The organism is Enterobacter cloacae complex sp. SHL022 (assembly GCF_049237785.1).
Classification (GTDB): Bacteria; Pseudomonadota; Gammaproteobacteria; order Enterobacterales; family Enterobacteriaceae; genus Enterobacter; species Enterobacter hormaechei_C.
In genome coordinates, this window is sequence record NZ_JBMKJH010000003.1 from 318,154 (window position 1) to 338,562 (window position 20,409).

The following is a 20,409-nucleotide window of genomic DNA, read 5'->3' on the forward strand; positions in this document are numbered from 1 at the left end:
AAGGCGGCACGGAGTAGTTTTCCCCATTTTCAGATAGCCGCCGAAAGGCGGCTTTCACTTTTCTAAGACCCCTTTCGGCAACTGCACATTAAGGAGTCTTTATGAACGCACCCACCATCCTCACCGGCGACCGCCCAACCGGCCCGCTGCACCTCGGCCACTTCGTCGGATCGCTGCGCCAGCGCGTAGCGCTCCAGCAGACGCACAGCCAGTTTGTGCTGATTGCCGACCTGCAGGGGTTGACCGACAACGGCAGCAACCCGCAGAAGATCCGCGACAACATCCCAGAAGTGCTGGCCGACTACCTCGCCGCGGGCATCGACCCGAACCTGACCACCATCTGCCTGCAGTCCGCCCTGCCCGCCCTCGCCGAGCTGACGATGCTGTATATGAACATCGTCACCGTCGCCCGCGTGGAGCGTAACCCGACGGTGAAAAACGAGATTGCGCAGAAGGGCTTCGCCCGCTCGCTGCCGGTCGGGTTTATGGCCTACCCCATCAGCCAGGCGGCGGACATCACCGCGTTTAAGGCCGAGTGCGTGCCCGTCGGCGACGACCAGCTGCCGATGATTGAGCAGACCAACGAGATTGTGCACAAGATGAACAGCCTGCTGCCCGCCCCGGTGCTGCGCCACTGCAAGGCGATGCTGAGCGACACCAGCCGCCTGCCCGGCATCGACGGCAGCGCCAAGATGTCGAAATCGCTGGGCAACACGCTGCACCTTTCAGCCAGCGAAGAGACCATTCACCGTGCGGTGAGCGCCATGTACACCGACCCGCACCACCTGAAGGTGAGCGACCCGGGGCAGATTGAGGGGAACGTTGTGTTTACGTACCTCGACGCGTTTCATCCGGACAAGGAGAAAGTGGCGGCGATGAAGGCGCACTATCAGGCAGGCGGGCTGGGTGACCGGGCGTGCAAGAACGAGCTGGAGGCGTGCCTGCAGGAGCTGATTGCGCCGATGCGGGAGCGCAGGGCGATGTATATGCAGGACAAGGGAGAGTTGATGGCGATGCTGAAGCGCGGGACCGAACGGGCGCAGGGGGTGACGCAGGAGACGTTGAGGGAGGTGAAGGTGGGGCTGGGGGTGCCGGTGTTTTGAAATAACGTCATGCAGCGTATATATTCAAATAATACATGCGCTGCATAATATTATTTATCGGCAATTCAGCGAATATTACATTTATAATTAACAGGAACCATTACTATCCCTACTTTAAAAGATGACCGATATCAATCTGGATATTTATTTCGGATTTTAGCCCGACTTATTAACCACTTTATGTATATTCGTCTTACACGCTAAAGCCTAGCATTGCTGCATTTACTCTTCTGCCCCTACAAGGAATTGTCATGCAGCTTTATACCAATGAATTTACCGCTGAATTAAAAGCGGAAATAGATCGTTCGCCTTTCTCCGATGAACAACTGGCCGCCATGCCCGAGGACGCGCGCGCCATTATTGCTGAACAGGAAGCCTTTCATCGACAACATCCCGTCACCGCCATCTGGCGGATCGCCACGGCTGGCAGCCAGACCCGAATGGGCGGCATGGTACTTCCCGTCGATCGTGAAGCCACAATGCTCATGGACGATGGGAGTTACACCAGCCTGATTGTCGAAGGAGACTGTGTGGCCTATCCGGATGGAACGCTCGCCACGATTATGACCTCATCAGGAACCGCTTTTACCTGGAAAGGACACGGCGTTGCCCTGGTAGGCAGCCTGCTTGATAACGATGACGAGATTATCAGCACACCGCTCGGCAGTACTTATCTGGTCACCCGCGAAGGGATTCCACCTCAAGAGGATTTCTTAACCTGGCCCGGAGAATAGGCCATGGGCTACCGTTCCACGAACTACGGCCGCGGTCAGGCGCTGCACGGCGACAGAACGACCACCGGCGCAATATGTTGTAGCACCCTGCCCAACTGCACCGAGCACGGGCGCGGCGTTATCCGCGTTGGCGATAAAACTACGGCATGCCCTAAATGCGGCAAACAGGGCGTTGTTGCAGACGGCGAACCTCGCGTTAACTGGATGGGACAAACCTCAGCCGTCGATGGTTCTGTCGTCATTTGTGGCTGCCCGCACGGAACCAACCGCGTGATCGCCACATCGGGAGAGTGGCTCGGCTCCGGTCCCTCTCCTGAACAGATCGCACAGGAAAAGCATCAGGCCATGCTCGCAGCACGCCGAAAAGAGCAAGAGGCCGAAGCGCAGCGACAAGCAGAAGAACGTGATCGCAACCGGGTCTTTGCGAAATCCTGCCTGCGCGGTGAAGGCTGTAACGATGCAGGCACCGGAAGTGAGCCGCACACCAACTTCGCTGAAATGGCATTTTACCAGGCCATGCCCACCGACACCCCGCAGCGCGCCCAGGCGGCAAAGCGTAAGGCGCTCCCAAAACCAAAGCAACGCAGCGCGCTTTATCTCTGGTGGAATGGGCATCACGAGGAGATGGACTATCAGGCTGCCGTTGCAGCCGATGAAAAGGCTTGGACCGCGCGGAACGCGATAGCCGATGCCAGCGAACTCGCACTGGTTAGCGGGCGTACTGTCATTTCCGGCACATGGGCCGTGCGCGGCGCTACACTTGGCGAGATAGCCACGGGAGGCCTTGGTGCACCTGTCGCAGGGCTGCTGATAGGGATGTATCCCGGCAAGCTGAACGACGGCGAGCAGGATTTTATCGACAGGATGCGCGCCGAGCAGATGCGGGAAGCCCCTACCCGCGTTCGCTTCACCTGGGAGAACGACGCCAGCGGCAACCCGACACCGCGAGGCTGGCATACGCCGCCCGGCAAAGACAGAGTGCGCGTTCGCAGGATGGAGTGGGATAGCCGACGCCAGGCTTACACCTTTACTACCGAAGAAAACCCCGGCATCACCCTCATCTGGACACCGGACCGCACCGGAGAGAGTAAGTCGTGGGATACGGGCAATCAGAATCCGGTACGGATACCGAACCCGGTTGTGGTTGATCCGCTGCCGGAGGATACGGGGATTGGTGCGACGACCAGCCCGACACCGGAAGAGAAGACGTTTGCGGATTATATTCTGATTCTGCCGGTGGGCGGGATGCCGCCGATTTATGTCTATATTAATTCAGATCACAAATACCATTCACCTCCTAAAGGAAACCCTCCTTTATCTGCATTTCCTGATGCTAAGAAAGCTCAAGCGAAAACACCAATTAAGGGGGGAGGAAAACTGCGTACCCGTTGGAAGGATTCAAAAGGTAAAATTTACGAATGGGACTCTCAACACGGTACAGTTGAGGTATATGATCGTTCAGGACGCAATCACCTCGGTGAGTTTGATCCCACTACGGGTAAGCAAACTAAACCAGCAGACCCAACCAGAAAGGTAGAAAAATAATGATCATTTACACAATTGATGCATACAGCAAAACAGATGAAGATTTGCTTTTCGAAATCGAAATACCTCATCAAAACCTCAATGATCTATGTATGATTATGGAGATGAATGCTGAAGATAGAAGCGATTTTTCGCATGGTATTGGCGTCTATAATATCAATGAGCATCAGGCACATCTTTTAGAAAGCCTTCTTGGAAGAACATTTTATTCTGATGATTTAACCTTTCAGCTTTCTGGAGGGGAAATTTAACCTAACTTTAGAATCAATAATTTAAAAAAAGAGGGCTGCCAGGGTTTGAAGATTAGATTGCAATGGTATGACATGAGGACTGAACTAGGTGAAGGTACAGAATTTTCTAACGATTTCGGCGAAAACATGGAGTTCATGACCATAGGTCTTCGTATACCGACTAAGAACAATGTGAATAATGGTTTTTTTGATGTTGAAGCCGAATGGATACCAGTTCTTCAGCCCCACTTATTACATAAAATAACCCCCACTGTTTATGACTATCAGGTTTCTTTCGACTATAGGGATAACTGGTGAGAGGCATTGCCCGATAATCGTATCGGGCATACTAAAAGATCTCATCTAAGATGAAAAAATGGATAAAATTGAAGATTACACAGAAGAAAAATTTTTGGAGTTTGTAAGAAAAATTTTTGATGTATCTGCCACCACTGAAGCTGAAGATATAAAAAATATCCTCGAATTCAAACGATTGACTGAGCACCCTGATGGTTCCGATCTTATTTACTATCCACGAGAAGATAGAGAAGACAGCCCCGAAGGTGTAGTTCAGGAAGTAAAGGAGTGGCGGAGGGAAAATGGTAAATCCGGTTTCAAACCATAGCAAAGATAATCATGCTTTCTGGACCAGTACTCTACTTCGCACCTTATCGAATAGCGGGTGACTGTTAAGTTCCGGAAAGCCAATTGAATCTAACGAATACGGAATATTTTGTAAATGGAACCTACTCTCGCACAAGTTATTGAGGTCGTACGTGAGTCATCTGGGATACATCGTAAACCTATAGATAGCAACACCTGGATTGAGGCCGATTTGCATATTTGCGGTATCGACGGTGAAGACCTACTGGAAGACTGCGAAGAAGCGTTTGGCGTTCAGCTTGCCACGGAAGAAGATGGCTATATGAAAACATTCTCTCTCGCAGAGAATGAGTATCTGTTTACGGGTGAAGGTATAGACTTTTTTGGCATCTGTCGGTTTATCCGCTGGGTACGTGGCATACCCGAACCTGTTATACGCGATTTAACCGTCGGCGAACTTCACGCTGTGCTGGTTAAGGTTGTGAAAGAGCAGATAAAGCACGAGTGATTTCTGAAGATTACGGGCATGGGATAACATGCCCGTATCGTTTTATTGCTTCAAGTATTACATGAGGTGGGAAGCACGGTTACTCGGACATCGCCTGCCCTGTTCCACGCTTAACAGCCGGTATATCGCCTGTATCATTTAACGCCCCCGGAAATGTCTTCAACCACTGCGCGACTTTCTGCTTATTTATATTCACCACGCTCATACCTTCCAGGCATCCCCATAATTCTCTTGTATGCTGGGGTGTAATCACAATGCAGTCTTTCATGGCGCTGATTTTTACGGGCATGCCGTTGATAAAGCCCGCGCGGGTTAACCAGTCTCCGCCCAGGAGAAGGTATTTCATATCTATGCGCGCATACAGCTCGCAGCAGGCCGCACTGTCCTGCGGCGTTTCCGCGCGGGGATGAACTGGCGCCGAGTTGGGCGGGTTGCCGTGCAGACGGCGGGCGCTGTTTTTGCGTACCAGCTCGCGGTTTTCAATCATGCCGGTGAAAGCGTCTGATTCTGTTTTGCAAACAGTAAACTCTGGCTTAAAATTCGTCGCAGCCATTTTCAACTCCTTTTCAGTTGCTAGTGGTTAGCGGTATGGGGGTGTTGCAGCACCTTCATATCGCGAATTCTTCTTTAAATTTTCTTTGATACTTCCTTTGCCGTTCGGCGTAATTTCTGGTGACCATTATACAGGGCTGAATATAAATACAGCGGTTTTGGGTGGGGGAAATTTGGAATTTGCGAGGGGGATTCAGGAAATCGCGTAGTGTGCGGTAAGGTCATGTTTTTGTTAGTTGCGGGTTGATTGATCTGAGTTTTGCGAGCATCATCGCAATTATTTACCTTCTTCCGTAACGCGATGGCTTCCAGCAAAACTCTCGCACAGGCAATTGCCGACATCACCTTCTGGCGCAAAGGCGAACAGCGTGCGCCGCATAAGCCTTTATTGCTTCTGTACGTGCTGGCGAACTATCAGCAGGGGCATGCGAGACTGTTTGATTACGGTACAGAAGTCCACGAGCAGCTGCTTAGCCTATTAGAACGCTTTGGCCCACAGCGGAAGGCGCATTACCCGAATATGCCTTTCTGGCGGCTTAAGGGGGATGGGTTTTGGGATCTGAAGAATACTGAGCTCTGTTCGACCACGGGTAGCAAACAGCCGCCCGTTAAAGAACTTGTGGAACATAACGTCGCAGGCGGGTTTGATGAAGAGCACTTTGCGCTGCTGAATAAGAACAAAAATCTGATCGGCTCGCTGGCGCAGCAGATTCTTGAAGCGCACTTTCCTGAAAGCATTCAGGAAGAGATCGCGGATGAGATGGGTTTTGATATTCAACAGATCCGTAAGGTTCGCGATCCGCTGTTCCGCCAGCAGGTGCTGCGAGCTTATAACTATGAGTGTGCAATCTGCGGGTTTAACATGCGACATGATAACTCCTCTGTTGGACTTGAAGCTGCACATATTAAATGGAAGCAGTTTGGTGGACCGTGTGAGATCCAGAATGGACTGGCGTTGTGTGCGATTCATCATAAGGCGTTTGATAAAGGATCGATTGGCCTAGATGAAAGTATGCGGGTGCTGGTGTCTGAGGCGGTGAATGGGGGCGGGATTGTTGGGCGGCTGTTCTGGGATTTTGCCGGGAAGCAGATTGCGCTGCCGATGGTGAAAGGGAATTATCCAAAGGAGGGATATGTGGAGTGGCATCGTAGGGAGGTGTTTAGAGGATGAGTGCGAAGGCCGGACTCGACAATAAACAGTAATCAACTGAATTTTAAGTGATTAATAACCAATGAGTTTCATATGTATACTCAGTTGTATACTCAACTACTTTTTTTGAAAATCAGCGAATAACAAAGTATCTGAATCAACTCAAAGATGATGCAGCGATTATACTGGGTAGCATCATTTCAGCCAGGGATGTTTTAACTATCGGGAGGATACCCGCAAGTTTCACATTGCTGCAGTGTGGTTGCAGCCTCGCAACAGCCCAATGTCCCGACGCATTCGCAGAATGTCTACAGCTCGCAAGTATGGAGATGGTTCCAACCAGCCAAACGCCCTGCGTTCGATACGAACCAGCTCGTACTTTTCCACCAAGAAGTTAACGGCATCAACGAGTGTAATACCGGACTCGATATGTCCCTGAATGACGCTTTCATCACCGAACGGTGTGTCGTTCAGCGCCAGCCCGTAGTGTTGTTCCAGTAAACGAGTTAGCAACGTTTGCCAGATAGTTACGGGCGACGGGCATAACTGAACAGCCCGCTGGTTTATTGCAGGTAAAGTATTCATGAGTTGTTCTCGTAAAAGTGAGTTCTAAAGTTAATTAGCGTTGAGTAGGATAAATGGAGATATAGACGTGACCACAGGAACCCAGCGTATCAGCTTCGCAGGTCAGCCCCTTTGCATAGAGGGTGACGCAATGCTGGTGTCGGGGATTCAGTTCGCCGCTGGTAAGCATGAGCTCCGCCAGCTTTAGCAGAACAGGAAATGCTTGGTCAAGGCGGAGCAAATCCGCTTTATTGAATAGGCCTATTATGCTGGCGCGGTCAGACAGGTAATGTAGGCGGTTACCTTCCTGGACCAGACGCGCACCAAAACAAGGAATGACATTACGATTCAGCCCCCACCAAAGCTCAGCGGTATCATCATTCACTGTCAGTGTCTTACTCAACATCTGAAGCTCCTTTAATAAGGTTAATTGAGAGTGACGCTGCCCAGAGAGACATACGGTCCGTTCCGGTCCTTACGTCGCTCGGCAAAGACAGCCAGAACACCCTTGATATCCGGAACTTCACGACCGTAGTAATGGCAGACGCTCCCGGACCAGCAATATTTCCCGTTACAGAATTGAAACAATCGGGATTCAGGATGCAGACGATAAATTGCCATCGCCTGACGCTTACTGATGATTTTCATTAGCCCTTCCTCTTCTTATAGCCATCCATGCTCAGCAAACGACAACGCTTCACCATCACCAATGATGAAATGATCCAGTAGCCGGACATCGACGAGCCCCAGAGCCTCTATAATCCTGAACGTAATGGCTCTATCAGCTTTACTGGCATCGGTAATGCCAGAGGGGTGGTTATGAGAGATGATTACCGCAGCTGCATTATGACGTAGTGCAGATTTCACAATTTCGCGAGGATGAATTTCGGTATGGTTAATCGTGCCGAGGAAGAGCGTTTCATGCTCCAGCAGACGATGTTGATTATCGAGATAGATAACAACAAAGATTTCGCGCTCCTGCTTTGCCAAATAGAGCTGTAACCATTTTTTCGCGAAACTAGCGGCTAGGAACGACTCACTGGGCTGCCGCTGATATTTCTCCAGTAATCGCAGGGCACGACGGATGGTACGTTGCTCATTCATCGGGAAGACCGAAGGTAAAATCAGTTCGGACATGGTGGCTCCTTAAAAGAAAAAGCCCCGTAACAACCAGCTACAGGGCTATAAACAAACACGGAGATATCGTTCATGAGGCGAGTTGCAGCATATTATCTGCCATCACCCACAGAGCTCGATTCAGCTTCACATCACCATCAATACCTTTAATTGCACGTGTATGTGTGCGTCCTCCTTTTGCATTGTGACCGTTCAAACCACCTTTGATTAGGTTCTCCTGAATACGCTGATAAGTTGTCCAGAGATCTCCGGACTCATCCTGCCAGCGACGAGGGGCCAATAGCTGTGATTCCGTCACAGGTTGATGCTCCTCGCCAAAGCGATATGTCAGTGCAGCTTTTGCCAGTGCCTGTTGTGCTGGTGGCGGAAGCATTAGTGACTGCATGGCGTCGCGTTTTTCCTCTACCCTGTCAAACACCCCAAGCACCTCGTAAGCCCCTTCGATAACCTTTTCCACCACGTTGCCCTTATGGGGTACTCGCACCTCTCCAAAGCTCTCGCCGCAAATCAGTCCGTTCTGACAGACCGAGCGGAACAGTCCCGGCAGCATCTGGTATGAACTAGAACCGTCATGGCTGTTAAGCAGGATAATTTCCGGCACCTGTTTACCGGTAATCTGCCCTTCGCGGCGCAGACGTAGCATATGTTTGGTGTGTTCCCGCTTGTCGGGGTTACGCACACGGGTCTGGCAGGCAAAGAACGGCTGAAAACCTTCGCGCTGCAGGTTATCCAACAGAGTGATGGTCGGGATGCAGGTATAGCGCTCGCTGCGCGATTCATGCTTTTCCTCACTGAACACGCTGGGAACATAGTGAGCAAGTTCATCACGGGTTAAGGGACGGTCACGGCGAACAAGGTTCACCGCACCAAAGCGGGATGCTAATCGCATAATTCACTCCTTTGTGTGTTTATCGGTATAAAAAGAAAAGGCCACGCTCCCGAAGGAACATGGCCTTTAACATTAAAAATGGCGTGGCGATAAGACGTTATTGCCCCATGTATTCAACCCTGGCACCGGTGGCCTTACCATCAGCACCAACGGTCACCACCACCTTATCGTAGGTACGATACCCGGCATTGTAGACCTCATAAACCACAGTATTTCCCTCCACTTTGTAGCTGCCAAAATCAGCGGCCTCAGCCGTGTCACGGTCATACTCTTTCGTGTACGCTTCTTTGGCCGCTTTCATGACTGAGCCTTTGTTAATCTCCGGCGCTCGACTCCCAGCACTGGCAGCAAGGCCAGAAACGTATTTCGGGCAGACCGTCATCATGTCCCCACGGGTGAATGTCAGTTGCGCACCAAAGACCTGAAGGGTCGATGTTTCCTGACCTGCAATCGAAGCAATTGCCTTTCTGGCGGCTGCAGGTGCCTGCCCACCTTCAACCTCAACAGCCTTAAATCCTGTTTGCTGGTTGCACAACTGAGATGTAGGTACCAGATTGCCGTTTACACTGATGCGACTCCCCATCAGCTCCTGCGGGCCATTGGGGCAGCCCTGCAACTGACCAAAGATGCCAATGGTGTTGTTTTTCAGCATCACCAGTGCCTGACCATTATCGGTCAGCGTCTGGCACCAGCCGTTTTTCACAGCCCAGTTACCCGCCTGAGCAGAAACCGAAATGGCTGACAAAACAAGTGCAATCACGGTCTGAATTTTCATATGTCACCTTATTAATGAATCAGAAGCGGCAACGGAGGACGCGGTACACAGAACCTGATGCATCTTTGTATCCGGACCATCACGTCAACGTCCCTGTTCGTCGTGCTCATGAACACTTTTGAGAAAGAAATATCCCTTTGCTTTGATAGGTAAAAGCGATCAATAGGGGGCTTATACATCGATATTTTAATAGATAAAAACGATCGATATTCTATTATCGATCGTTTTTACAGATCAATATACTGTTTTTTGAATGTGGTAATTGAGAGGGTAAAGCGGCGGATTTCAGCCAAATATTCGGTCCCATAATGCCGTGGTAAGTTGCACTAACTTCTGTCGGATACTCCTTAACAGAGCAGTCCAGACAGAAGGCAGGTGGTCAGGATTAATCACCGTGTCAAAAGCCTTACCCGCAGCCTCACCGAACTGCTGCCGTACAGCGGCGTCAGTGTCCGGGGTCTGATGCTCTGGTTTCAGCTGGCAATACACGGCACTGCTGGCCTGTACGGGCAAGGCATGCACAATCAACTCCACCAGGGCGGGCAGGTTATAGCCGGTATGTGCAGAGACAGCCATGACCGGGAAAGAGGACGGCAACTGACCGGCAACCTGCGCACTGACTGCAGCCAGTGAAAGGCATTGCTCAGAAGAAGGTGATGCCTGCCAGGGCTCACCATCCCTGAGGGGTGGAATGCGGTCGGCCTGAGTCAGTACAAACAGGAAACGTGAAGGGTCGGCACCGGCTTCCATCAGTGCCCTGTATGCCGTGATATCCGTTGCCCTGGCACGGTCATCGGCACGCAGTACCCAGATAATCAAATCCAGCTCTACCAGCAACGCCTTATAGAGCGCCAGATATTCCTCGTCGTATTCCGGTGTCTCGCCCACCCCAGGCAAATCCACCAGTGTCATGCTGCGCTCACCAACGGTGAGTAACAGACGCTGGGGTTCCCGGGTGCAGCCTAGCAAATTACTGGTCAGACAGACGGGTTGCTGAAAAAGCGCGTTGCATAATGAACTCTTGCCCGCACCACTTTTGCCCATGATGCCTATAACGGGTTCATAGTTAATCGCCTCCTTGAGGCGGGACAGAATACGTTCAGTAGCCTGCCGGGGTAAGAGATTGAGACAGGTACGCACCGCATCACTGGTATCCTGCGGATCGGGGATTTGAGGCATGATTTACTCCTGTGAAAAAACTATGCCGGGAAATTTTTCTCCCGGCGACTCACATGAGTAATGTAGGCGTTATATTTTTTGGAGTTATCGTTACCTATTTAGGATGGATTTTTGTAATCAAAAAGCTTGCTTTTATATCTTAGATACTCATCATGAATAAGTTTTTCAATAACTTTAATCTTTTTTTTATCAAGTGCCACTGCTAACTCAGATAATTCCTTGCTGGCTTTGGCAGAGATTGTCAAATCATTTTTTCCAGACCTTCTTTTTCGTTGCTTAAAGGAATCCCTCATATTTTTTAGAAGTGCATCTTTGTCATCCAGAAATTTTCTATAATTTCCCACATCCAATTTATTCGGGATAGCCCAGCAATCAATCGCGCCCATTACACCAATATATCGCTCATTAAGATCTGCTGGTTTGAACCATGACAGAACATTTCTTTTTATATCCTTTTTCTTTGACAAATATGACCACGCCCACTCAATGGCTTCGTTATCATTTTTCTTTAACCATTTGGGGCTTTGAACCTGACTATTAAAAACAAGCCAGATACCACGAATATAATCGAATGTTTTCTTACTTTGTTCTGGACTGAGGGAACAAGAAAGTTCATTCATGAAGGTAATAATCACCCGGCTTCTTTCAGCTGAACTAGTTGGATTACCAGGGAGTCTGAAAAAAGAGTATAAGTTTTCCTCTTTTCGATCCCATTCCGGAATTAACCCCGCAGTGTTTTCAGGTAAACAAAGCTCCCGCGCAGAGGCTTTTCGTATATACGCCCAAAACCAAAAAATAGCACGTGAATTAACCGCCCCCTTCAACCACTTTAAATCGACGTCTTGTAGACATGAAGAATCTCCACCATGAAGACTTTTACTTTTAACATTGCGTTTTTCCCCAGCCTGTATATTTTGCATCAAACGCTTAATAGCTTCATCAGCCCCAGTGGCGTTTTTGCTGCTTTCAGATATCGGATTGCCTGAGGCCGTTTCTCCTGTCCTGTCTTCAATATCACAATCCTCGGCTGCCTGCGCAGACTCGTCTTCTGGCAAAGAATCGACACTAAATTTGCTCTCAGGACTGGTGAAGCGGTTCCCTCCCTCATAAGGAGATTCTTCTTGCCTTGCTAATTCTTCAGCGCCCAGTTTACCAATCCTTTTTAGATAATAATTCTCATTATCGCTATCACTCACCGTTACCTCCTGTAGTAAAATCCACCATAAATAGTACTTACAATGAATCGATTATGAAGTAAACAAGTTTTTATTTTGAATGAAAATAGCTCGAAAATTGTAAGTTTTTTGTAAGAGTAAAATCGACGAAAACCTCTTAAAAAGGGATTTTCAGCGGTTTGCCAGGTAAAAATGATCATTCATAAAACTTGTACAGCATACAGAAATTTGTGGCAGGCATTCACTATGTTCTACATTGTCACATGCTCCGCGAACGTAGCTCACGGCAGTTCTGTTCTTATTATCAGACGTTACAGAGCTGGACACGTTGTGTCCTGACAGCACGACTAGCTGGTGAGAACCCGCTGATGTAATTTTCTACTCCTCAGCTGATGGTATGAGAAGGATGCCCGTTACTCCATCGATGGCAACAGGCCCTCTCCCGAACTCACACTAAATTGCGGGAGCATTACCATGACAAACAAAACTCATCCGATATCATCCAGCACCCAGACAACCACATCTTTACTGAATGATCAGCTCGTTGATATGACGTTCATCACTGGCTATACAAACATGACCGATAAATGGTTCTACCGATTAATTTCAGAAAATGCGTTCCCTGCACCAATTAAACTGGGTCGCAGTTCACGCTGGCTAAAAAGCGAAGTGGAAAAATGGGTGCTGGAAAGAATACAAGCATCCCGAGGTTAGAATCTTTAATATTGGTGTTTAACACAGGAAGGTTACGTAATTTAATATAGGTTTTTTAATATAATTACAGGCACTATCATTCCTTCGTACATTAACAGATATCACTAAGTATTATTAATATTTCCACTATTTATTTTCAAAATCCGAGCCCCTCGTAAACAATATTGCAGTAACCACCATCCACTTTTAAAAGTGATAATTATTTTATATATCAGCTTAATATCTTTTAAAAGCAAGGATACCTATGAAACTTTACTATCTTAGTGGTTGTAATGCCCCCCCCTTCATCATCTGCAGTGGAATAATCATGCTCAAAAATACCGTCAAAAACTTTAATGAAGACTGGTTTCTGGCTTCAGTTCTTAATGCACACATCGATGCAATGATAAACAGATACTCATGCCTTTTGGCATTACGTATGGATTTTTTCTACAAAAAGGAAAGTGCCAGGTATTCACACTTAAATCACCAAACACTTGAACATGACTTGCGTGTATTAATGGAGAAAATGACAAAAGAGAAAGGTGTGGTGGGCTATTTCTGGGTTGTCGAATGGACTGAACGACATAGATACCATGCGCATGTCGTATTCTGGCTGGACAGACAAAAAACACAGCACTCTTATCCCTTTGCCCTTACAGCAAATACATTTTGGGAGGAAATAACGCACCGGGACGGCGTATCGCACAGATGTGAATATCGGCCGCAGTATTCTAGAAATATCAATATACCTGTTCGGTATAATGATCCGGAAAGCATTAACAATATCCGTCATGTTCTGAGCTATCTGGCTAAGGAAGAACAAAAAGAAGGTTTGTGTGCATACGGCTGTAATGACGTTCCTCCACGATCAGCGGCAGGTCGTCCACGTAAGCCAGGCCCCTGATCCTACGGCTACGCAACTGGCTCTGCATCCTGTACAAACCCCGTTATTACGGCGACAAATAATGTCCTCGCAGTCGTGACTGAACCTGCCCCTGGAAGCCTGACGTTCCGACCTTTACTGAATCAACAATTCCACAACTCCATTTATACCCGGCAGCTTACCTGTCGGGTATTTCTCAGACCTGTCAAACAAGGGAAATCAAAAATGAAACAGCCAGAGAACATGATCGCGGTAAAAGTGGCGGAATACCGTTTACACATCACCCGGCTAAGGGTCTGCCAGGATAGCCTGGCTGGATGTTGCAGTGATGCCGAGCGGCGTGGCTGGCGCTTGAGAGCCCTTGGGCAGTTAAGTAAAGCCTCATCGCTTTACTGCCAACGGGCAAGTTCTGCCGATACCTGCAAGTTTCAACAGGCCTGTGAAGGTCTCCAGCAACACATCAGCAGAGTTTTACCAGAAGGCCAGTGGTGCGGTGATTTGCTTGGGCAGGGGATGCAGGCAAAATTTTGAGGTATCGATATGAAACAACAACCTGCTTAATGCGCGGTCGATGAATGGGGTATTGTCTACGATTGTGATGTCTGCCCACATTTACTTAAGGAAAGATTATCTTTGTTTTCAGTTGTTTCCTATGTTTTTCTTCACAATCAGTACATTTATCCATATAGATGTTATCTTCATGATTTTATAAACTATCTAATTAAGAATACCCCTTTCAGGAAATTGAACGATGTCTCGTTTCAGTAATGCTATTTTATGGTCAGGTCATGAGCACTAAAACCACCACGAGTGACAATCATTTAACGGAACCTCACGAGGCGGGATTTTGTTTCTATGAGTTTTTCGCGGGTGGCGGTATGGCCAGGGTCGGGCTGGGAAAACAGTGGCAATGCCTGTTTGCCAACGACATGGACCCGATAAAAGTATCGACCTATATCGACAACTGGGGAGATGAACATTTCGACACACGCGATGTACGCGAAATTGCCCCCAGTGATCTGCCGCACCATGCTGATTTAAGCTGGGCATCGTTCCCCTGTCAGGATTTATCGCTGGCCGGTAATGGCCTGGGGATCGGCGAAAAAGATTCCAGTATAGATAAAACCACGCGTTCCGGCGCGGTATGGCCGTTCCTCGATTTAATAAGCAGGCTCGGCGAGGAAAACCGTAAGCCGCCGATTCTTGTTCTTGAAAATGTTCTTGGGTTGCTGACGTTGGATCAAGGGAGCCACTTCGCCGCGATATGCCATCAGTTAAGTAAAACAGGTTACCGCTATGGCGCAATAATCATTGATGCAAAGCACTTTCTTCCACAATCTAGGCCCCGCGTATTTCTTGTGGCGATTAGTCGTCATGTTTCCATTCCTGCATGTTTAGTTTCAGAAGAACCTTTATCGCAATGGCATTCGTCGTCACTTCTTCGCGCCTGCGATGCGCTGGCGGAAGATGCCCGTAATGACTGGATCTGGTGGTCGCCAGGCAATATGCCAGACGCCAGAACGAAGGAGCTGGAAGACTTAATCGATTTTGAAGACGAAAACGCGTTATGGAATTCTGCCGATGAAACACGACGTCTCATCAGTATGATGGCACCGGCGAACCTAGCGCGTCTGGCGAACGCACAGGCATCCGGCGAGACAATAACAGGCAGCCTTTATTTACGTATGCGTAAGGAAAAAGGCATCAACAGGCAACGGACCGAAATTACGTTCTCCGCAGTTCTTGGTTGTCTGAGAACACCGAAAGGTGGCGCTTCTCGTCCTCGCATTATCGTCGTCAAGGGCAACCAGGTGAAAACGCGTTTGTTGTCGGTCAAAGAAGCGGCGGCGTTAATGGGGTTGCCGGATGATTTCATCCTCCCGACAGCGTATCAATCGGCATTTAAAGTGATTGGCGACGGACTTGCAGTTCCTTCCGTTCGTTTTCTGGCCGAACGTATTCTGGAGCCACTTGCGATGATCGCCCAAAACAATACCCACAGGACGGGGGATACACGCGAATGAACTGGACGTTGCTTGTTACGCCCGACTGCTGGGAAAAGAAACTGATTGATTATTTTCTCCGATTCGGTGCCAACGGCGACGCGCAGGATATTCGCTGGTTTGAAGTTACACCGGTGACGCTCGCTGAGGCATTCGCCGACAGCGGCGTTAGCGGGGATGAAGTTGAAGAGGCATTTCGAACCTACATGTCGAAAATACCGGACCTGCCGCAGCGCCTTGAAGGCGGGATGATGGAAAAGTCGACTCGTCGATCGCCTGGATATTTTACGTATCTGGTCATGACGTTGCTTATTAGCAGTCAATTCGACGTACAGGAAGAACGCAATGACTTTCGACTGAAACTACAGAGCTGGTTGCAGACCACGCATAGTTTTCAGAACTTATCCGGCGTCAACAAGATGTGGGAGGCATTAGCCGAATGGCTTAAACAACGCATCCACGAAGGCGAACCCTACAGGCGTCTTATCTTGCCGCCGCGGGATGGCTGGGTCCAGATCGGTCACACACTGCGATTGGCATTCCCGAATAAAGCCGATCTACGCCTGATGAGCGAATGTCTTGAAAGCTATCCACAAGCCGCCGCGAACCCACGCCAGTTAATTGAATACTTTCAAATCGTTATTCAGAGACACGGCGTTTCTCATCCTCTGAAGGAGGCTTTTGCCGAATTCAGAGACGCGTGGTTGTTGGGACGTCGCGCGCTGTTCGATATGCCTTTTTGGCGCTTGCGCCAACGAGCGATCCAGATATCGTCATGTGTAACACCACATCAGACCATCATAGATATGTACGTTGATTTCGATGGCTCGCGATGCTATTTCAGCGTCGCTGGCGAGAGCGACGAAAGTGTCTTTCATCCTACATTATCTGAAGCCCTTAGAGCCAGCGACGCAGGGAGCAGCGAAAATCTGGGGAAGGCGATGCAGATCGGCTTACTCTTTTTTTATGAGATCGGACACGGACGCTGGAGAACTAAGCCATCACCCGATGTAGACTCGCAACGGTTTCATATCGCTTTATCCAGTAAACACTCTGTACAGACGAGCAAGCGCCTTAACGAATATATCGCAGAGGACGAGTGGATTTTAACGGCACAACCGATGAACAGGGTTTCAGCGGTCGATATATTCCGCTCAGTAAGATCCTCTTCGGTTATTCAGGATAATGACGTTACGCGCCCTCAACTATACGGTGGAATACGCGTCCCCGGAGGATGGCTGGGATTACCGGCGTTTTTGCCTTCTGTTGAGTCAGATACGCGACGCTACAAAATATATTCATTCGGGAATGATGAAGCTGGAATCAATATTTCTGTAATAGATGGTCGGCTGAATTCTTCTGTGCCGCTTAACGGTGAATTTTTCATCGAGCCAGCCCTCGAGGCGGGTGAAAAAATGCCGCCGTGGCGGCGTCGCGCGCGTTTTTTCACCCACGCCATACCGCACCCAACTTTAGGCGAAAGCGCAAGATACCAGTTTGAGCCACTTTGCGATTGGTTGACGCCTTCACTAAAGGCACCGACGTTTAATTTAGAAGGACTGTTTGAGTGGGAAGATAGTGAAGCGTGTTGCGATCATCTTCTTGAAGCGATTTACGCGAGTGGTGCTAGCGGCTGGGAAGAGGCCGAGTTAATCGAGCTTCTCAGGCGTATGACCGGCGATATCAACGTATGGCATTTGATTCGGTGTTTACATCATGCGGGTCTAATCGAGCCACGCCTGCGCCCTGGGTGGAAAGGTCGGGCATGGACGCTGATTAAACCTTCATTACTTCATATTCGCTACGGAGAAAATTCTCTGGTCGTTGTGGAAGGCTCGGTCTGCGCCTGTCTGATGGATGATTTTCGAAAAGTGGTCGCCGGGCTGGGTGGAGAAAGTTTCCGTCGTCGCGGCGTAAGCCTCTGGTCGCCACCTGTATTTGGGGCCTTACTCACCAACCCTGTTGCGTTATCCCTGCGACTAGGATGGCCACTTATCGAAGCCCCATCGTCATCTGATACAACGCCGCTTGCACTAACCACGACAGAACACGCCGCTGAACTACACGAGTCAAAGGCAGTCTGGAATTGGCATTCAGGAAGATTTCAGCGACATGATACCCTAGATAAAAAATCTGCGTCGCTGTCACTTCATATTCATCCAGGTGGTCGAGATCATGATATCTATCGGGTCGTTTCTGGGAGAAAAACGACACATTATCTTTCCCGAACTGCCGCTATTATCGCCGCTAGCGCGAAAAACCGTACCCCCATATTTGAACTCGTCGCCAACAATCATTTGTTATGTCTTATCACTGATTGCGGCCTACCTGACGCGCTGGCCGCGGGAATACGGCGCCACACGCTCAGAAACGGAGGCCCAACGGATTCTGGTTATGTTTATCCTGTCAATGACGCCTCTTTCCTCTGGCTGAAATCGCTGCTTCCGGGGTGTATTTCTTCCCTCGTGCCGGACGGTGAGAGGGATGTAAGCAATCTGGTTTCCTCCGCTCGCCATTCCGGCGGGAAAATACGTTTGGCATGGCGAGACGGGCAACTCATGCTGGGTCCGAGATAATAAGGAAAAAAATAATGAGCGAAATTCCCTGGTATCTTGGTCAATATGACCGCAGAAATTATCAGTCCTACCTTAAAGCCGTCGCGCAGGAAACCCCGAATGGCTGGCGTACGATCGATTCTAAGAAGTTATTTCCTCGAACGGGAGAAGTTGAATTTAACGATGCTGACGAATTACGGCTTCGTAAAGGCGAATGGGCCGCTTTTCAGGTGGGTCCTGGCCCCCGCCGAAAGGTGCAGGCGAAACGCTCCCGTCGTATTTATCCCTATTACGATTTATCTTTCGGGCAGTCTCTATTGGAAGCACGTCGCCTATTGAGTTTCGAGGGCATAACGGTAGGCGGCGAACCAGGGCTATGGGCTATCCGCTTCGGGTCGGATGCGCTTATTCTGGTTAATCTGGCAGAATCGAAATCCGGGAGCCTTATCCTGTCCAGAAACCAGAACGTTTACGAATATGATTTCAACGAAAACGGCGTAATTATCGTATCCGACATGTCTGAGAGTGGAAAAGCGTTTTATATGCCTGATGTCGGTGCTTCGCCTGCTCAGATCCATGACTGGACGCCAGATAAGCAGTACATTGAAAACGTCATTCAGCGTCTTTCCTGCGCTAACTCAACAGCAATGGTCGCTGAATGGCTTCAGAAATATGCCGACGAACAAACCGGAAAATTAACCTCCGGCATCAACGACATGCTGACCGCCGCTCAAACACTCCGGGCAGGAGAGTTGGCGAAGACGTTGGAGGAGGAGGATTCTCTAGCCCGTCAGTTCGCTGAAGCGGCATTGAAGGACCATAATATCGCCGACCTGCTCGAACGACAGATACAAAATATCGCGGAAGAAGAGCGAGTAGCATTACGCGCCGAACACCATAAGTTGCTCGATAACGAGTTTTCTGCTGAACGCCAGCGACGTCGTGAAGCTGTTGAAACGGAAATAGCCGCTTTTGAGAAAACAAGGAAAAACGAGTTCGAAGAGGAGATCGCGCAATTACGGCAGCTCGAACAAGAAAAATTACACATTGATTTTACAGAAAAGCAAGCAGACATAGAACGAACACTTAAACAGGAAAAAGCGGATCTTGAAAGTGAAATTAATCGTCTGAAAGACGCTAACTCTGATTTATGCGCTCAGAACGAAAGACAGCGTCAAATACTGGCTTCCCTGACCTGCGAGCGTGAAGTGTGTTTGGCATCTTTAACAGATGTCGAAGAACGTACCGCCCAAGCACAAATTGAACTCGAAAAAATAAATATCGCCATTGCTGAGAAGACTCGTCGTATGACTTATTCAGCGCTCCCCGAAGTTCGTCTCCCGGCACAAGCGAGAGTTGTATCCTGCGAAGAATTCGGTCATATCGTCAGAGAGAACAAGTTGCTGACGCCTGACGGAAAGATACTCATGACGCAATTTCTGGCGTTGATGTTGGCAGGAGAATGTCCATTGTTATCTGGTCCTGAAACGCCGGACTTCCTTGCTATTGCCGAATCGCTAATTTCCTCAGGCCGCTCCATCCGACAGATCGCCGATCCAACGATGATTACCTGCGAAGATCTTTGGGTTCGTGCAGGAAATAATATGGCGACGCCGCTTTATCAGGGGTTATTGTTGAGCGAGGCCTCTTGTCCACGAACGATTCTCGCCATCATTGAACGTGTCGAATGTTCCGCTGCACGTTTCTGGCTGCCAGCGCTGAAAGGCCGATTACACGGCGGCGATTTGCCCAGACGATTTCTGATTTGCGGCACCATTGAAAACGAAGATTGTGAAGAAGCGGAGAAAATGAAGGAACAACATCTTCGCCTGCGGATGGAAAACGTCGTCATTCAGAATGCGATTGCGCTGTCCCCTTTGCATCTTTCCTCAGAAAATCATAGTGAACTGGATCCTGGCGTAGCATCGCAAGGTTCGCTACCGGATCAACTCGCTATCTCGGATAAAATGTCAGCCGGACGTTTGGATCTGGCAAATACCCTACGGGCGATGCGAACGGCACATGAAGTCGCGCCGTTCGACGATGAAAACAAAGCGACACATCAGAAGCGGTTAATCGACTTATACGCCGATTTACAGAATAACGAGCTATGCGCCCAATAGATTAT

Annotated in this window: 23 protein-coding genes; 14 read left to right on the top strand and 9 right to left on the bottom strand. The window is 49.2% G+C overall.

Features of this window, described 5'->3' with window-relative positions; translation table 11 throughout:
• Positions 1–101 precede the first annotated feature (101 nt).
• The 7 genes from trpS to ACOTZD_RS08395 all read left to right on the top strand — a co-directional run bounded on the left by trpS (position 102) and on the right by ACOTZD_RS08395 (position 4,723).
• Complete coding sequence (gene trpS, locus ACOTZD_RS08365) at positions 102–1,103, top strand: tryptophan--tRNA ligase (protein ID WP_174402440.1); 1,002 nt, start codon at positions 102–104, stop codon at positions 1,101–1,103.
• 251 nt (positions 1,104–1,354) lie between these two features.
• Positions 1,355–1,837, top strand: coding sequence for a hypothetical protein (locus tag ACOTZD_RS08370; protein ID WP_148769085.1), 483 nt, complete (start codon positions 1,355–1,357; stop codon positions 1,835–1,837).
• Between the two features lie 3 nt (positions 1,838–1,840).
• Entirely contained in the window at positions 1,841–3,382 is a 1,542-nt protein-coding gene (locus tag ACOTZD_RS08375; protein ID WP_174402441.1) for a colicin E3/pyocin S6 family cytotoxin, read from the top strand.
• Positions 3,382–3,633 carry a DUF7683 domain-containing protein gene (locus tag ACOTZD_RS08380; protein ID WP_047056623.1) on the top strand — a complete coding sequence of 84 codons (252 nt, stop codon included), beginning with the start codon at positions 3,382–3,384 and terminating at the stop codon, positions 3,631–3,633. The genes ACOTZD_RS08375 and ACOTZD_RS08380 overlap by 1 nt, the downstream gene beginning before the upstream one ends.
• Before the next feature lie 45 nt (positions 3,634–3,678).
• Positions 3,679–3,930, top strand: coding sequence for a colicin E3-like toxin immunity protein (locus ACOTZD_RS08385; protein WP_395306230.1), 252 nt, complete (start codon positions 3,679–3,681; stop codon positions 3,928–3,930).
• A 58-nt stretch (positions 3,931–3,988) separates the two neighbouring features.
• Entirely contained in the window at positions 3,989–4,237 is a 249-nt protein-coding gene (locus ACOTZD_RS08390; RefSeq protein WP_163278557.1) for a bacteriocin immunity protein, read from the top strand.
• A 114-nt stretch (positions 4,238–4,351) separates the two neighbouring features.
• Complete coding sequence (locus ACOTZD_RS08395; protein WP_174402466.1) at positions 4,352–4,723, top strand: hypothetical protein; 372 nt, start codon at positions 4,352–4,354, stop codon at positions 4,721–4,723.
• A gap of 79 nt (positions 4,724–4,802) precedes the next feature.
• Here the strand turns inward: ACOTZD_RS08395 and ACOTZD_RS08400 are convergent, their stop codons facing one another.
• Entirely contained in the window at positions 4,803–5,276 is a 474-nt protein-coding gene (locus ACOTZD_RS08400; protein ID WP_174402467.1) for a SymE family type I addiction module toxin, read from the bottom strand.
• Between the two features lie 300 nt (positions 5,277–5,576).
• On the opposite strand from ACOTZD_RS08400, the gene ACOTZD_RS08405 reads away from it, so the two are divergent.
• Positions 5,577–6,446 carry a phosphorothioated DNA-binding restriction endonuclease gene (locus ACOTZD_RS08405; RefSeq protein ID WP_174402468.1) on the top strand — a complete coding sequence of 290 codons (870 nt, stop codon included), beginning with the start codon at positions 5,577–5,579 and terminating at the stop codon, positions 6,444–6,446.
• Positions 6,447–6,668: 222 nt separating this feature from the next.
• On the opposite strand, the gene ACOTZD_RS08410 is transcribed toward ACOTZD_RS08405, so the two are convergent.
• From ACOTZD_RS08410 to ACOTZD_RS08445, 8 genes are all read right to left on the bottom strand, one after another.
• Positions 6,669–7,010 (bottom strand): TA system toxin CbtA family protein, encoded by a 342-nt coding sequence (locus ACOTZD_RS08410; RefSeq protein ID WP_117103321.1) that lies wholly within the window; start codon positions 7,008–7,010, stop codon positions 6,669–6,671.
• Positions 7,011–7,044: 34 nt separating this feature from the next.
• Complete coding sequence (locus tag ACOTZD_RS08415; protein ID WP_117137821.1) at positions 7,045–7,395, bottom strand: type IV toxin-antitoxin system YeeU family antitoxin; 351 nt, start codon at positions 7,393–7,395, stop codon at positions 7,045–7,047.
• A gap of 20 nt (positions 7,396–7,415) precedes the next feature.
• Positions 7,416–7,637 carry a DUF987 domain-containing protein gene (locus ACOTZD_RS08420; RefSeq protein ID WP_117103319.1) on the bottom strand — a complete coding sequence of 74 codons (222 nt, stop codon included), beginning with the start codon at positions 7,635–7,637 and terminating at the stop codon, positions 7,416–7,418.
• 15 nt (positions 7,638–7,652) lie between these two features.
• Complete coding sequence (gene radC, locus ACOTZD_RS08425) at positions 7,653–8,126, bottom strand: RadC family protein (RefSeq protein ID WP_117103318.1); 474 nt, start codon at positions 8,124–8,126, stop codon at positions 7,653–7,655.
• Positions 8,127–8,196: 70 nt separating this feature from the next.
• On the bottom strand, positions 8,197–9,018 hold the full coding sequence (locus ACOTZD_RS08430) for a DUF932 domain-containing protein (protein ID WP_174402473.1): 822 nt from the start codon (positions 9,016–9,018) through the stop codon (positions 8,197–8,199).
• A 94-nt stretch (positions 9,019–9,112) separates the two neighbouring features.
• On the bottom strand, positions 9,113–9,790 hold the full coding sequence (locus ACOTZD_RS08435) for a hypothetical protein (protein ID WP_085017549.1): 678 nt from the start codon (positions 9,788–9,790) through the stop codon (positions 9,113–9,115).
• Between the two features lie 285 nt (positions 9,791–10,075).
• Positions 10,076–10,969, bottom strand: coding sequence for a GTPase family protein (locus tag ACOTZD_RS08440; RefSeq protein WP_117137829.1), 894 nt, complete (start codon positions 10,967–10,969; stop codon positions 10,076–10,078).
• 98 nt (positions 10,970–11,067) lie between these two features.
• On the bottom strand, positions 11,068–12,165 hold the full coding sequence (locus tag ACOTZD_RS08445) for a hypothetical protein (RefSeq protein WP_117137830.1): 1,098 nt from the start codon (positions 12,163–12,165) through the stop codon (positions 11,068–11,070).
• 453 nt (positions 12,166–12,618) lie between these two features.
• On the opposite strand from ACOTZD_RS08445, the gene ACOTZD_RS08450 reads away from it, so the two are divergent.
• The 6 genes from ACOTZD_RS08450 (at position 12,619) to ACOTZD_RS08475 (ending at position 20,404) form a co-directional block, all read left to right on the top strand.
• Positions 12,619–12,858: a helix-turn-helix transcriptional regulator gene (locus ACOTZD_RS08450; RefSeq protein WP_050870304.1), complete on the top strand. Its 240-nt coding sequence runs from the start codon at positions 12,619–12,621 to the stop codon at positions 12,856–12,858.
• Between the two features lie 307 nt (positions 12,859–13,165).
• The gene (locus ACOTZD_RS08455) at positions 13,166–13,744 is read left to right on the top strand and encodes a rolling circle replication-associated protein (protein ID WP_174402474.1); all 579 of its coding nucleotides are present in this window, start codon (positions 13,166–13,168) and stop codon (positions 13,742–13,744) included.
• A 204-nt stretch (positions 13,745–13,948) separates the two neighbouring features.
• The gene (locus ACOTZD_RS08460; protein ID WP_117103312.1) at positions 13,949–14,254 is read left to right on the top strand and encodes a hypothetical protein; all 306 of its coding nucleotides are present in this window, start codon (positions 13,949–13,951) and stop codon (positions 14,252–14,254) included.
• A 257-nt stretch (positions 14,255–14,511) separates the two neighbouring features.
• Positions 14,512–15,747, top strand: a complete 1,236-nt coding sequence (locus ACOTZD_RS08465; RefSeq protein WP_117103323.1) for a DNA cytosine methyltransferase — start codon at positions 14,512–14,514, stop codon at positions 15,745–15,747.
• Positions 15,744–18,302, top strand: coding sequence for a hypothetical protein (locus ACOTZD_RS08470; RefSeq protein ID WP_174402469.1), 2,559 nt, complete (start codon positions 15,744–15,746; stop codon positions 18,300–18,302). The genes ACOTZD_RS08465 and ACOTZD_RS08470 overlap by 4 nt, the downstream gene beginning before the upstream one ends.
• A 14-nt stretch (positions 18,303–18,316) precedes the next feature.
• The gene (locus tag ACOTZD_RS08475) at positions 18,317–20,404 is read left to right on the top strand and encodes a hypothetical protein (protein WP_174402470.1); all 2,088 of its coding nucleotides are present in this window, start codon (positions 18,317–18,319) and stop codon (positions 20,402–20,404) included.
• The last annotated feature ends 5 nt before the right edge of the window (positions 20,405–20,409 follow it).